13 protein-coding genes are annotated in these 12,324 nt (G+C 51.8%); 2 read left to right on the top strand and 11 right to left on the bottom strand.

Going from position 1 to position 12,324, the window contains the following annotated elements; all coding sequences use genetic code 11:
* The 11 genes from fliI to OSH01_RS04815 form a co-directional block, all read right to left on the bottom strand.
* The gene (gene fliI / locus OSH01_RS04765; RefSeq protein WP_266122933.1) at nt 1-1,452 is read right to left on the bottom strand and encodes a flagellar protein export ATPase FliI; all 1,452 of its coding nucleotides are present in this window, start codon (nt 1,450-1,452) and stop codon (nt 1-3) included.
* Complete coding sequence (gene fliH, locus OSH01_RS04770) at nt 1,445-2,215, bottom strand: flagellar assembly protein FliH (protein WP_266122934.1); 771 nt, start codon at nt 2,213-2,215, stop codon at nt 1,445-1,447. Before fliH ends, fliI begins: the two co-directional genes overlap by 8 nt.
* A complete protein-coding gene (gene fliG / locus OSH01_RS04775; RefSeq protein WP_376918121.1) occupies nt 2,208-3,227 on the bottom strand; it encodes a flagellar motor switch protein FliG in 1,020 nt (339 codons plus the stop codon). The genes fliH and fliG overlap by 8 nt, the downstream gene beginning before the upstream one ends.
* Nucleotides 3,205-4,896 carry a flagellar basal-body MS-ring/collar protein FliF gene (gene fliF / locus OSH01_RS04780; protein ID WP_266122935.1) on the bottom strand — a complete coding sequence of 564 codons (1,692 nt, stop codon included), beginning with the start codon at nt 4,894-4,896 and terminating at the stop codon, nt 3,205-3,207. The genes fliG and fliF overlap by 23 nt, the downstream gene beginning before the upstream one ends.
* Nucleotides 4,897-5,022: 126 nt before the next feature.
* Nucleotides 5,023-5,358, bottom strand: a complete 336-nt coding sequence (gene fliE, locus OSH01_RS04785) for a flagellar hook-basal body complex protein FliE (protein WP_266122936.1) — start codon at nt 5,356-5,358, stop codon at nt 5,023-5,025.
* Nucleotides 5,359-5,509: 151 nt separating this feature from the next.
* Entirely contained in the window at nt 5,510-5,839 is a 330-nt protein-coding gene (locus tag OSH01_RS04790) for an EscU/YscU/HrcU family type III secretion system export apparatus switch protein (RefSeq protein ID WP_266122937.1), read from the bottom strand.
* Nucleotides 5,826-7,004: a flagellar hook-length control protein FliK gene (gene fliK, locus OSH01_RS04795; protein ID WP_266122938.1), complete on the bottom strand. Its 1,179-nt coding sequence runs from the start codon at nt 7,002-7,004 to the stop codon at nt 5,826-5,828. The genes OSH01_RS04790 and fliK overlap by 14 nt, the downstream gene beginning before the upstream one ends.
* On the bottom strand, nt 7,001-7,339 hold the full coding sequence (locus OSH01_RS04800; RefSeq protein WP_266122939.1) for a flagellar protein FliT: 339 nt from the start codon (nt 7,337-7,339) through the stop codon (nt 7,001-7,003). The genes fliK and OSH01_RS04800 overlap by 4 nt, the downstream gene beginning before the upstream one ends.
* A gap of 68 nt (nt 7,340-7,407) precedes the next feature.
* Nucleotides 7,408-7,836, bottom strand: coding sequence for a flagellar export chaperone FliS (fliS, locus tag OSH01_RS04805; RefSeq protein WP_266122940.1), 429 nt, complete (start codon nt 7,834-7,836; stop codon nt 7,408-7,410).
* 4 nt (nt 7,837-7,840) lie between these two features.
* Nucleotides 7,841-9,226, bottom strand: coding sequence for a flagellar filament capping protein FliD (gene fliD, locus OSH01_RS04810; RefSeq protein WP_266122941.1), 1,386 nt, complete (start codon nt 9,224-9,226; stop codon nt 7,841-7,843).
* Nucleotides 9,227-9,313: 87 nt separating this feature from the next.
* Entirely contained in the window at nt 9,314-9,715 is a 402-nt protein-coding gene (locus OSH01_RS04815; RefSeq protein WP_266122942.1) for a flagellar protein FlaG, read from the bottom strand.
* Between the two features lie 252 nt (nt 9,716-9,967).
* Here OSH01_RS04815 and OSH01_RS04820 point away from each other — a divergent pair, with 252 nt between their 5' ends.
* Together OSH01_RS04820 and OSH01_RS04825 are read left to right on the top strand one after the other, a co-directional pair.
* Nucleotides 9,968-10,732: an RNA polymerase sigma factor FliA gene (locus OSH01_RS04820; RefSeq protein WP_266122943.1), complete on the top strand. Its 765-nt coding sequence runs from the start codon at nt 9,968-9,970 to the stop codon at nt 10,730-10,732.
* 135 nt (nt 10,733-10,867) lie between these two features.
* Entirely contained in the window at nt 10,868-12,319 is a 1,452-nt protein-coding gene (locus OSH01_RS04825; RefSeq protein WP_266122944.1) for an SrfA family protein, read from the top strand.
* Nucleotides 12,320-12,324 lie beyond the last annotated feature (5 nt).

Below are 12,324 nucleotides of genomic sequence, written 5' to 3' on the forward strand. Positions count from 1 at the left end.
TTAGACTCCTTTACCTAGAATGGCCTGTAACTCTTGTTGCGCTCGAGGGACATCGACGCGTGCGTGCATATCTTGTTGCAAATAGGCTTCTAACCAAGGATAGCGTTCGATTGCTTCATCAATACGAGCGTCGTTGCCTTTGCTGTAGGCACCCACGGCAATAAGATCTCGGTTCCGTTGATAGCTAGAGAGCAAGCCTTTAAAACGGTGCACTAAACGCAGTTGGTCCTGCTCTACGATGCTAGACATGACACGTGAAATAGAGGCTTCGATATCGATGGCTGGATAATGTCCGGTTTCTGCCAAACTGCGGCTAAGTACAACGTGGCCATCTAAGATGGCTCGTGCGGAGTCGGCAATAGGGTCTTGTTGGTCGTCGCCTTCGGTTAGCACCGTATAGAAAGCGGTAATCGAGCCTGCTTCGCCGTTATCGTTGACGGCACCGTTGCCTGCTCGTTCGACCAAGGCGGGAAGCTTAGCAAAAACGGATGGGGGGTATCCTTTGGTTGCCGGTGGTTCACCTATGGCTAGGGCGATTTCTCGCTGTGCCATGGCATACCGAGTCAGTGAGTCCATGATAAGCAAGACATGTTTGCCTTGATCACGGAAATACTCCGCTAACCGAGTAGCGTATACGGCCCCTTGAAGGCGTAAGGACGGTGACACGTCAGCGGGTGCGGCAACGACCACCGAGCGCTGTAGCCCCTCTTGCCCAAGATTGTGCTCGATAAACTCTTTGACTTCTCGGCCTCGCTCACCAATCAGGCCTACCACGATCACATCGGCTTGGGTGTACCGGGCCATCATGCCAAGCAGTACGCTTTTTCCTACCCCCGAGCCAGCAAACAGCCCCATGCGCTGCCCCCTGCCTACGGTGAGTAGGCCGTTGATCGCTCGGACTCCGACATCGAGTACGGTATCAATGGGGGCCCGTTGTAATGGGTTAATGCTAGGGCCCATCAGTGATTGCGTCTCAGTGTTTTGTAGTGGGCCTAGGTCATCCAGAGGGCGGCCGGCTCCGTCTAGAACCCGCCCGAGTAGCCCCATACCCACAGGTAATTGACGCGCACGCGCTTGTTGTAACGGCGTATCTCGTAAGGCTGAGCAAGGTAATGGTACCGGTGGAAGTACTTCATTTTCTAAAGGTAATACCCTTGCTCCGGGAGTAAGACCCGAGATTTCGCTTTGGGGCATAAGGTACAAAGAGTTCCCTTCAAAGCCCACGACTTCGGCCTCTGCCCAAAGCTCTTGTGCAGCAGAAATTTCGATTTTGCATGCGGCGCCCACGGGCAGGCGTAAACCAGTCGCTTGAAGCACTAGGCCCGTAGCACGCACAATGCGTCCACCTTGCAGGATGGGGGAGACAGCATGCAAGCGCTGTGCCGCAGCGAGCAATTGGCTTTGCCAGCGTTGCTCTATGGGCATAGAGGGGCAGTAGCCGTGTTTATCCATGCGACAGAGAACTGGAGCCGCTAGAGCAAGTGCTGTTTTGTATCGGGGGAGTCTGCGCTAACGCCCCGATACTACGCCGCCAACGGGTGCGTAAGGTGGCATCAATGTCGCCATAGGCAGAGCGAGCAATACAATCGCCTCGCTGCAATTGTGCATCTGCTTGCAAGCGCCAGGGACGTGTATCAACTTGCTCCTGCAGGTATTGTTTAACAATATCTAGGTCATCAGGATGCAGCACTAGGGTCAGTAGACTTTGGTCAGTGGGATCTTGGTGAAGAACTTGATGGACGATTCCCAATATGGATTCGGGGCGTAGGGTGATCGTGTCCGCTAAAACATGTTCCGCGATATCAATCGCTAAGCGTATAAGAGCCTGACCCATGCTTTCGTTCAGCTCGCCAATTGACTCACTGCACCGCAGCGTCAATTGTTCGAAAAGCGCTTTGTGGCTCGCTAATTGCGCTTGAGCATCGTCCATTCCTGCTTGATAGCCTGCTGTTTGGCCAGCAGCATAGCCCTCAGCTTGCCCTTTGTCGTAACCACTTTGATAGCCTTGCTGCTGTCCGAGCTGGTAGCCCTCGTGGTGGCCATCGGCTTGTGCTTGTTCGAGCTGAGCCTTAGCTTGCGCAGCCAGTTCCTCAGGTGTAGGAATTGGCTCAATAGTAGCCTCGGGTGTGAGCGCTTTGGACTCGTCTAAGTCTTGCATCTCCCAGCGATGCCAGTCTGATTGCATCGCCTTGTAAGCACTGAGGCGATTAGACATATTCGTCCCCGCTCATGGCTCCTAGGGTGATTTGACCTGCTTCGGCAAGACGGCGTGCCACTTGGACGATTTCTTTTTGTTCTTGTTCTACTTTAGACATGCGTATCGGGCCTTGTGCCTCGATGTCTTCGCGTAACATCTCAGCAGCCCGGTTCGACATGTTGCGGAAGAATTTCTCGCGTAATTCTTCCGGTGCGCCCTTGAGTGCCACGGTAAGCGCGGTGGTTTCAACCTCTTTGAGCAATAATTGGATGGCTGTGTCTTCGACATCGGCCAAGTTCTCGAATACGAACATTTCCTCGACGATGCGCTGAGTCAAATCGGCATCCATATTGCGTAAACTTCCCAAAATGGACTCTTCTTGGCTGGCATTCATGTAGTTCAGCATTTCTGCTGCCGTACGTGGCCCCCCCATTTTGCTGCGTTTAGCGCCTTGACCAGATAGCATGGAGTTAAGCACTTCGGTGAGTTCAGTGAGTGCAGCCGGTTGTACGCCACCAAAGGTGGCGATGCGCAGAATCACATCGTCGCGTAAGCGCTCAGGAATAAAGGTTAGGATGTCGGCCGCGCGATCACGCTCAAGGTGGACCAAAATAGTAGCAATGATTTGCGGGTGTTCATCGGCGATAAGCTCAGCCACACTGGAGGCATCGAGCCAATTTAAAGCATCAATACCGCTGCTGGTACCTTGGGTTGCGTCAAGGATGTCTTCGATCAGCCCGGCTGCACGGTCTGTACCCAGCGCTTTATTAAGCACTGAGCGTATGTAGGCATTTGTGTCGACGTTAACCGCCATAAACTGCTCGGCTTCTTCGCGAAAGCTTTCGAGTGCGGCTTCCATATCGGCACGGGTTAGTTGTTTTAACCCTGCCATAGCGGTACTCAACTGCTGGACTTCTCGTGGGCTAAGGTAGCGGAAAACTTCGGCTGCGGCATCTTCTCCTAGCGCCATCATTAAGACAGCACTGCGCTCAAGCAGATTTTCTGGTTTATCCGTTGACATTTTTTTCATCTTTATTGTTGATCCAGGAGCGCAGCACCATGGCTACAGCGCGTGGGTCTTTGTCAGCCATACCTCGCGCCGTGGTGAGATTATCTTCATAGCGACTGATCATTTGGTGCTTAAGCTCTTCGGCTTGCGCGCGTTCTTTTATTTCATTTTTAGCTTCTTGGCGTGCGTCGGCCTCGGCTTTGGCCTGAATTAACCCTTGAATGATAGGGTTGATCATAATGCGCCAGGCTAAGAACAAAATAAACGCGAACACTAGGTATTTAATGATATCCATCGCCAGCTCGATGTATTCAGGATTTTTCCAGAAAGGCAGGCTACGCTCGCGCTGCTCATTGAATATGCCGTTGACCACGCTGATGGTGTCACCACGCTCGACATTAAAGCCTACCGCTTGTTTAACCAATTCGCGGATGTTGTCCAGCTCATCGGTAGAGAGCGCTTCGGGTTCGGTTTCTTGCTCTTTGTAGTTAATGACAACGGCGACAGCTAGACGTTTGAGTTCCCCCGCAGGCCCCTTGACATGACTGATCGTGCGATCCACCTCGTAGTTCACTGTGTTGTCATTGCGAGCGTTCCCACTACCCTGTAGCAGGCGGCTTTGCTCCTCTAGGGCTTGTAGGCCGGGGTCAGTAACCGGAGTGGTGGATGGGTTCGCATTATTGACAGGAACTGTATTGGGGGGGGGCGGTGGATTAACAATATTGGCCGTTGCTGGAGCGGGGGGCTGATTGCTCAGTGCACCGGGAACCCCTTCGGCAGGTTGCACATTATGCTGTAGGGATGAGCTAGTTTGCTGGCTGCGTATGGCTGCCTGCCCGGGAAGCTGGTTGGGCTTGTAGACTTCCGACGTTTGTTCGCGGCGTGAGAAGTCCACCTCTGCGCTGACCTGCGCGCGGACATTGCCTGCGCCGACTAGTGGGTTGAGCAAAGTCAGAATACGCTGTACTGAACGATGTTCTATGTCGTTCACAAAGTTTCGTTGTTGATTGTCTACTCCGGCTTCGCCCAAAGGAGCGGTGAGTAAACGGCCTTGTTGGTCAATGACAGAGACTTTGTCGGCGGTAAGGTTTGGAACGCTGGATGAGATTAACCAAGTGATGGCATCGACTTGCCCCTCGGCCAGCGTTCTGCCAGGAAATAAAGTGAGTACTACGGATGCAGTAGGGGCTTGTCGGTCGCGCACAAACAAGGTTTCGCGTGGTACGGCTAAATGTACGCGTGCTTCTTGTACTGCGTGTACGGCTTTGATGGAGTTAGCCAACTCGCCCTCAAGTGCCCGCTGGTAAGTAACTTGTTCGGTGAACTGACTGGCACCGAAGCGACTTTGGTCAAGTAGCTCAAAGCCTGCATTGCCTGCCCGTGGCAAACCTTGGCCGGCAAGGCTCATACGTGCTTCGTGGACACGGTCTTGGGGAACGAGAATAGAAGAGCCGTTAGCGCCAAACTGGTAGGGCACGTTCATTTGCCCTAAGGCCGTGACAATAGCGCCGCCGTCCCGGTCATCGATATTAGAAAAAAGCACCTGATACGTAGGGCCGCGGCTCCAGAGCAGTAGGGCAAAAATAGCTGCAAGTACGGTAGCGGCCAAGCCCAATAGGGCTGTTTTTGGCAGCGCGCGAAAGTACTCGTAGCCGGGTACTTTGGTCAGCAATTCTGCTGTCTGACTCATGGGTGACCTCGGTAAAGCATGACTAGGGTATGCATGCAAACGATAGAAGTAGCCTGGCCGTTGTTAAATGCCAAAGCGTAAGCTGGATGAAATAAACTCGAACAAGACACGGTAAGAGTACAGAGGCTAAACAGCCATGTTGGCAATTTCCTGGTAGGCGGCCACAAGACGATTACGGACTTGAACGCTAGTTTGAAAAGCAATGCTGGCTTTTTGTAGGTCAATCATGACATCGTTAAGAGCCACACCTGGTGTTCCCATTTCAAATGCTTGCGCTTGCGTATTAGCCATGTTTTGGGCTTGTGAAACACGTTTGAGCGAGCGCGCTAATTCTGTGGCAAAGCCGCCCCCATCTGGTGCGTGCGTTGCGTTTACTTCAATTTTTTGCAGGCCCGCCGTGTGCGCCACCTGACGCATTTGAGCCAAAACGGTTTCTATACTTGAAAGCGAATGAATAGACATAGTTAGCCTGCCAATTAGACGGAAGGGAGCAAGCAGCGCGCTTAGCTCCTATGCTGATGCCTAATGTAACGGTTTATGCTGGTTGGCAAGACACCTATCTATGGTGGAAAAAGGGGGCTTTTCGTCGATTATGTTCAAACAGACGGTGAACTTAAGCTGAAGGTTTCTTGGCCAAGCTGTCTAAACTGAGTTGCGTGTTGGGATGGAGGGTTTCTAATGCATAGAGCCACGCTAGCAGTTCCGCGATGACTTGATAAAGTTGGGGCGGAATTTGCTGATCTAAGTCTACTTGCATCAGTAAAGACAATAGTTCTGGGGACTCATGGACATAAAGGCCGTGTTCTTTGGCTGTGCGAATAATGTTTTCTGCTAAGGTGCCGTAGGCTTTGGCAATGACTATCGGAGCAGCATCTTGGTTGTCATAGCGCAGCGCGACAGCCTGTTGTCGTACAGGAGTGTGTTCGGATTTAGGTTTCGACATCGGGGTTTTCGTGCGAGTTAGTCGCTGAGTCTTGAATATGGAGTTGGCTAAGATGCATGCCTATATGGTGTAGGCGCTGTTTGACTAATTCGCTGTGAGCACGCAAGAAGTCAGCTTGCTCGGCACTTTGTATATCAACTTGTAGTTGTTGTTGATTGAGTTGAATTTTGAGTTGAACCGTTCCTAGTGTGGGTAAGTGCAAGGTAAGGTTGCTATGCCAGTGCTCTGCTGCCGCGCTGGGGTCGTGATCGGGGTACTTTTGTACTGTCCATTCTAGCTCGCAGTCTTGCCACGCTTGTCCAGACCAGGTGAAGCTTTGTGTTCCAAGGGTTTCCAACTGCTGTCGTATCAGTAGATGATGCGACTCTGGTGCGTGGGTAGCCTTTAGCGGCTCATGGGCATGTTGAGAGGGGGATGGCTGATTTTGGGGCTCTTGTTTTAGCAGGGTAAGGTCATGCTGGCCTGAAGTCCACTGCGCTAGATGAGACTCATAAAACAAACCGCTTTGTTGGGTGCTATGTTGCAACGCTAAGGAGAGGTATTGGGCTAGCGCCGAGGGTGCATTCGGTTGAGTTTGTGCGGTTTGCAGTAACGCTTGGCTTTTTTTGGGTAAGCTTTGCACGGCGGCTTGTAGCAGGTCAGGTAGAGCAGGGCGCGACGTATTGAGGTGACGGTGAGCACTGGGCTCGGGGGAGGCAGTCTCAGGAGTAGAGGAGCCTTGCGGCGAGGCGGCCGTTTGTGGTGGGGGCGCTGGAGGTAACGAAGGCAATAAAACCTGCCTTCCTTGTATCGCAGGGGCTGGCCCCGGATATTGATCCAGCAGGGTTAAAATGAGCTGGGCGGTACGCCCTAAGGTGGTAGAGGTGGACGATGGCCCGCGGCCTTGGGCGGCAGAAGCGGCTGGATTGGCAGCGGTACTTGGCGCTGTGCCGATTCGACCTTTGGCTGGTTGTTGTTGTGCCTGAACGTTATCGACTGATTGCCGAGTACTGCGTGTTGCCGTGTTTTCTGCCCTTTCAGGACGGCCCGCTTGCCGTGCCTGGCTGACGGCATCGGCGCGTGCGCCGTTCGCTAAGTTCGTTTGCTGCGAGGTATGTAGGCCCAATACGGCATCTAGGCGTTGTATTAATAAAGTGCCTAAGGACGAGGGGCCGCCGATGCTCATACGGGCACTTTATGCGAAGTGTAATAGGTTTCTAGTACATTTTGTTGGCGCTTCATATTGCCCATTAAATGCGCGAGTCGTCCCATTTCGGGGGTGGCCAGATTACGGATGGCGGCGTCATCGGCCAATATTCTAGTCAGCAGTTCACGCCGAGCTTGCCGGTCTTGAAGGCTTAAGGTATCCATTTGCTTTAAACCATGCACTGCCTGAATATATGACTCACATTGAGTCATGACCTCTGGCCATTGATTGTTTTGGGCTAATTGCAACATATTGCGGGTGATGTGGGCAATTAGTTGGTATTGCTCAAGTACAGGATTAGATGGATGGCTCATTGTGGTACCCACTGTGACACTGAAAATAGAATATCAATAGTTTGAAATAAAAATTGTGTAATTGAGTATTAAGTGCTGCTTGGGCGCTTGATATCTACACTGGTTTTCCAGGCGTCGCTAATATCGTGGAGCAGTCGCTCAGCCAAATTTAGCTTTTCGCCATCATTGTGTAAGTTGGCAAGCATTAAATTTTGAATAATGATGTCGTAGACGGTAATGAGGTTATTGGCCAGCTCGCCCCCTTTTTCTTTGTCTACTGCCATTTTCAGGCCGGTGTCAACGATGTCTATGGCTTTGGATATAGCCTGACCACGTGCCGCAATATTATTTTGCTGCATATGAAGTTTGGCTTGCAATATAGCCGCCCTTGCGCCGTTAAATAGGAGCGTAATGAGGTGCTCTGGGCTGGCACTCAGAACTTCAGTTTCTACGCCTACTTGGGCGTAGCTGCCAACAGAGCGTTGGGCGTAACGGCGAGAAGGAGCGGCATAAGACATGATGTTACTTATTACTATTGTTGAGATTGGACAGCATGCTAAGTTGCTGTGTGAGGTAGGAGCTAATACCTTGCATTTGGGTCATCATGGTATCGAGCTGGCTAAATTGCTTGCGATAAGCTTCCAAACGCGTATTGATGTGTAGCTCGGTGGACTCGTATTGATCTTGCAGCAGTTTGTCGGTGCGTGTAGCACCCTCTATGGCGTTATCAATAAAGCCGCCTTTTTTGGTATAGAGCTTACCCGCCTCGTCTAGGCGTGCGCCTAATGCGTTTTCGCCAGCAAATAGGCGCTTGACGTCTTCAAGATGGTCACGTATCCCGGCGCTGAGCTTTTCGTCATCGATGCTCATTTCGCCCGTGTTGGGGTCTGTCTTGATACCTAATTGACTAAGGGTGCGTATGTCGCCTTCATTGGTGGCAAAGCCTAGTGCTTGATGCATACTGCTTTGCACCCGACGAACCATTGAGTCGCCGGTGAGTGCTGCCCCTTTTTGCGCATCTACGTCATAGCGCGTCAGTTCTCGGGTGGTGGCATTTAATGTATTGTAAGCAGTGACAAAGTCTTTGATCGCTTTGCTAGCAGCGCTGTCATCGCGGCTAACTGTAAGCGTGGTTTGTTCGCCTATTTTACCCTTGCTAATGTCTATGCTGAGCCCTTCTATGGTGTCTTTCAGAACATTGCCTTGCTGGGTGATAGGGATGTCGTTAATAGTAATAACGGCATTTTTTGCTGCAGTGGCGCTTATGGCCACATTTGGCTCGGAGTCAGAAAAATCCAAGAACTGCGCCAGCGCTTCATTGCCCTGAACTTGTATGCTGGCAACACTGGCTTGCGACCCTGTGTCGTTAGCGGTGAGCAATAGACGATGTGGCTGGCTGCCGCCGTCGTTAATGAGTGTGGCGCTAACACCGGCTTTGTTGTCGGCGTTAATGGCGCGCATAATGCCTTCAAGCGAGGTGTCTTTGCCCTCGAGATCAATGGTATGTGCTTTGCCGTCAGCCAGAGTGATGGTAATACTACCGTTGGATCCGATGGCCTCGGTGCGGCTTTCTTGGCCCTTGGCCAATAAAGTTTGTGAGGTGGCAATAGACTCAATGTTCAGGGTGTATTTTCCCGGACTGGCTTTCGCTGTGCCAGTGGCTGACACGAGCTCGTTGCTACTGCTTACTTTTACAGCACCGTAAGTGTCTGGGTTATTAAGCGCTTTACCCGCTTTTTGCAGGTTTTCTATGGTGCTTTTTAGCTTGCTGTAAGCGGAAATGCGTTGCGTATTCTCGATTTGCCGGTTTTGAACCAATTGTAAGGACTGGTTTTCCACCTTGCGTAATTCCGACAAAATGTCGTCGACTTTAAGTCCCGAGCCTATGCCAATGGAGGAAATAGCCATGTAATACTCCTGAGTTTCAGTTATTGTGCCGCGAGCTGGAATGAAGTAAAGCGTTTGTCTAAGCCGCTAATGTAGGTCTGTTTTGCTTTATGCCTGAACGTTAACGGTTTGCCCTTGTAGTTGAACAATCATTTTGGCGATTTGAATGACGGCATCAGAGGGGACGGTGCGTAGTACCTCGCCAGTGGTGTTGTCGATGATGGATACCACCAGCCGTTGTGCGTCTTCGTCCATATCGAAACGCATGCCTGTAGCCCATGCATCCATAGAACTATTAAGGTTTTTTAGCACCTGATCAATGGAGTTGATTTCCCAAGAGCTTGCTGGATTTTTTTCTGGCCAGCGTTTGTCGAGCTGGTTTTGGGTATCGCTGGCGCTGGTGGGAGTAACCTTTGTGGCGGCGTTGATAGGGAGGTGCTGCCCAGGGGCGTCAGTGTGGGCCTGTATTGGCTCAAGCGAGGCTTGAGGGCCATTAACGGGTGTAATCATGAAAGGGCTCCATGCGTACGTTACGCGTTGTATATGGCCCGTGTAGACAGTGCAGCACTGCGAGTCAGGCCTTCTCTGAGTTTTAGTAACGGCGTAATTGACGTTTACTTTAATTTTTTCCGTGGCTAAGCGTGTTTTTTTCTTTAATAGCGAAAACAGGGTGTTTTATCCGGTTCATCTCCACGCTATGGCTGCAGCGTGGTTCAAGCACAATAGTCGAGAAAATAACTATCTTCCGGAACTCCATGACCTATGTCCCGTACTGAAGACTCTCTGGTCGAGCAATATGCTCCACTAGTGCGTCGCCAGGCGTTGCAACTGGTGTCGCGTCTGCCTGCAAGTGTCGAACTGGACGATTTGATTCAGGCCGGCATGATGGGTTTGCTTGACGCTGTTCGGCGCTATCAAGTCTTAGTGCAGGCGCAATTTGAAACCTACGCCATTACTCGTATTCGGGGGGCGATGTTAGACGAGTTACGCAGCCAAGATTGGCTCCCGCGTAGCGTGCGCAGTAAAAGTCGCCAAATTGACAAGGCGATTCAAACGCTCCGGCAACGCTTGTTGCGTGAGCCTGCTGAATCAGAAATTGCTGCTGAGCTTGATCTGCCTTTAGATCAATACCACTTATTGCTCGAAGAGGCTGTAGGTGTGCAAGTGGTCCACTACGAGGACCTGACCGGGCCAGTTGATGCCGACCGTCAAGATGTGCTCGCTTATCTAGATCAAGAAACTAGCCACAGCACGCCTTTGTTAAATCCATTGGATCAATTGCTTTCGCATGGCTTGCGTGCTGCTTTAGTGGCGGCTATTGAAGCCTTACCCGAACGAGAAAAGCTTTTATTGTCTTTGCAGTTTGAGAAGGATTTAAATCAAAAGGAAATTGCCTTAGTGCTAGGGGTAACGGAAGGGCGTGTCTCGCAACTGCGAAGTCAGGCCGTGGCGCGTATTAGGGCAAGTTTAGATAAAGACAGTTGGGGTAATGCCCTTACGCCATCTGAATATCAATTGTTGCTTTAAATAGTGCCTAAGTCGTCAGTAACGGCTTATTACGTCGAGGCAAGGTATTTCTAATAGTTGTCTGATTGGTTCTTGATACTCATCGGGTCTCACATCTGAGTTAATATGTAACTTTTTTGCACGCATGGATCTTATATGAAACGGGGTGTGTTATTGCGCAGTGGTCAGGTAGATTCGCTGCTAAGCCTGGGGGAGGGTGGGCGTTCCGTATATCGTTTAGCTGATCAGTTGCGTGACACCTTACGAAGGCAGGTAAACCCTGCCAGCGCGGAGCATCTAGCGGTGCCCGAGACCAACGAGCAAGGTACGAACTTAGATTGGTATAGCCCCATACCAGGGCATGTGGTTGCCTGGACCGCAGCCACAGAAGAGGAAAGGGCGCAGGCAACGGCCCAATTGGAACGTTTACAAGAAGAAGTGCGTAGCGTCTCCCTAGAGGGGCAAAGTCGTGGAGCAGACAGCGAACGTGTCGTGTTCTACAAGCTTTTCCACCATGTATTACAGTTTCCCGATGAAAACTATGTTTACTTAGTTGGGGGCAAGCCGGTTGTTACCTTTTGGGGCTTTGTGCACCATAACGCTAAACCCGCTCCCGATCCTTTGCTTTGTCTACGACCGCGTATCGCCGCCCCTCCCGCAGCGCCGGCGTCCGGGGCTGCGGTTGTACCTCCACCAGTCCCACCTGTTGTGACGCAGGTGTCCTCTACAAGTTGGTGGGGCAGAAACTGGTGGCGTTTGTTATTAGCTGCCTTGGCTTTAGCGTTATTGTTATTTGGTTTGCGTTGGTGCAGTCAGCCCAATTTGCCAGCAGGTTTGCCCAGTATCAGTCTGCCTAGTTGGACACTCTCTTGGTTCTCTAAGCCTTGGGGTAATGTTTCGCTACCATCGGTGAACACGCCTCAGGTATCCCTGCCGTCTCTTCCAGAGGTCAACCTCACTGGCGGGGGGCTTCCCAGTGTAGGCTTGCCTAATTTGGGGGTGGATCCTCAAATGCCAGCGTTGAACGACTTAACGGCTCCAGAGCTACCGGTTGCCCCAGACTTGGCAGTTGAGCCTCCGGTGCTAGAAGGGCAGGGGGAAAATATGCCCCCTATGCCCCCTATGGCCGCTCAGCCAGAGTTGAGCGGCGAGTCACCAGGCCAAACCGGTCTTGAGCCGCCACTTATTTCTGCTGCGCCCAGCGCCCCCACGCCGCCTAGCATTTCAACAGGGCCTGCCTTACAAATACCTCCAGCGGCAATGAATACCGGTGCCGTTGACTTCTTAAATGGCAACTGGACCGCGAATATGGGCGTGCAAGATAGCCGCACGGGTAAGCCTGTCCAGTTAAGCTATGGTTTTGAGAAAGGCCAAGGCTCTGTTACGTTAAAGCGGGGCGATGGGGTGGAATGCACAGCCCCTGTGCAGGCAGCGCTCAATAGCGGCCAGCTCATGATCGATAACCAGGCTGCAGCAAAGTGTTCGGATGCGGGCACTTACGACATGCCGCAAATACGTTGTGAGCCCACCGGTCAGGCGGGTGCAGCCCGTTGTGCTGGTGTATATGGCGATAAAGAATTTCCTCTGGCCTTGCATCAGACGGATTAACTGGA

This window comes from Alcaligenes endophyticus (assembly GCF_026344035.1).
Classification (GTDB): Bacteria; Pseudomonadota; Gammaproteobacteria; order Burkholderiales; family Burkholderiaceae_B; genus Alcaligenes; species Alcaligenes endophyticus.

Coding starts and splice junctions, on each gene's coding strand:
- fliI (WP_266122933.1), bottom strand. CDS start 1,452: ATGGATAAACACGGCTACTGCCCCTCTATGCCCATAGAGCAACGCTGG.
- fliH (WP_266122934.1), bottom strand. CDS start 2,215: ATGTCTAATCGCCTCAGTGCTTACAAGGCGATGCAATCAGACTGGCAT.
- fliG (WP_376918121.1), bottom strand. CDS start 3,227: ATGAAAAAAATGTCAACGGATAAACCAGAAAATCTGCTTGAGCGCAGT.
- fliF (WP_266122935.1), bottom strand. CDS start 4,896: ATGAGTCAGACAGCAGAATTGCTGACCAAAGTACCCGGCTACGAGTAC.
- fliE (WP_266122936.1), bottom strand. CDS start 5,358: ATGTCTATTCATTCGCTTTCAAGTATAGAAACCGTTTTGGCTCAAATG.
- OSH01_RS04790 (WP_266122937.1), bottom strand. CDS start 5,839: ATGTCGAAACCTAAATCCGAACACACTCCTGTACGACAACAGGCTGTC.
- fliK (WP_266122938.1), bottom strand. CDS start 7,004: ATGAGCATCGGCGGCCCCTCGTCCTTAGGCACTTTATTAATACAACGC.
- OSH01_RS04800 (WP_266122939.1), bottom strand. CDS start 7,339: ATGAGCCATCCATCTAATCCTGTACTTGAGCAATACCAACTAATTGCC.
- fliS (WP_266122940.1), bottom strand. CDS start 7,836: ATGTCTTATGCCGCTCCTTCTCGCCGTTACGCCCAACGCTCTGTTGGC.
- fliD (WP_266122941.1), bottom strand. CDS start 9,226: ATGGCTATTTCCTCCATTGGCATAGGCTCGGGACTTAAAGTCGACGAC.
- OSH01_RS04815 (WP_266122942.1), bottom strand. CDS start 9,715: ATGATTACACCCGTTAATGGCCCTCAAGCCTCGCTTGAGCCAATACAG.
- OSH01_RS04820 (WP_266122943.1), top strand. CDS start 9,968: ATGTCCCGTACTGAAGACTCTCTGGTCGAGCAATATGCTCCACTAGTG.
- OSH01_RS04825 (WP_266122944.1), top strand. CDS start 10,868: ATGAAACGGGGTGTGTTATTGCGCAGTGGTCAGGTAGATTCGCTGCTA.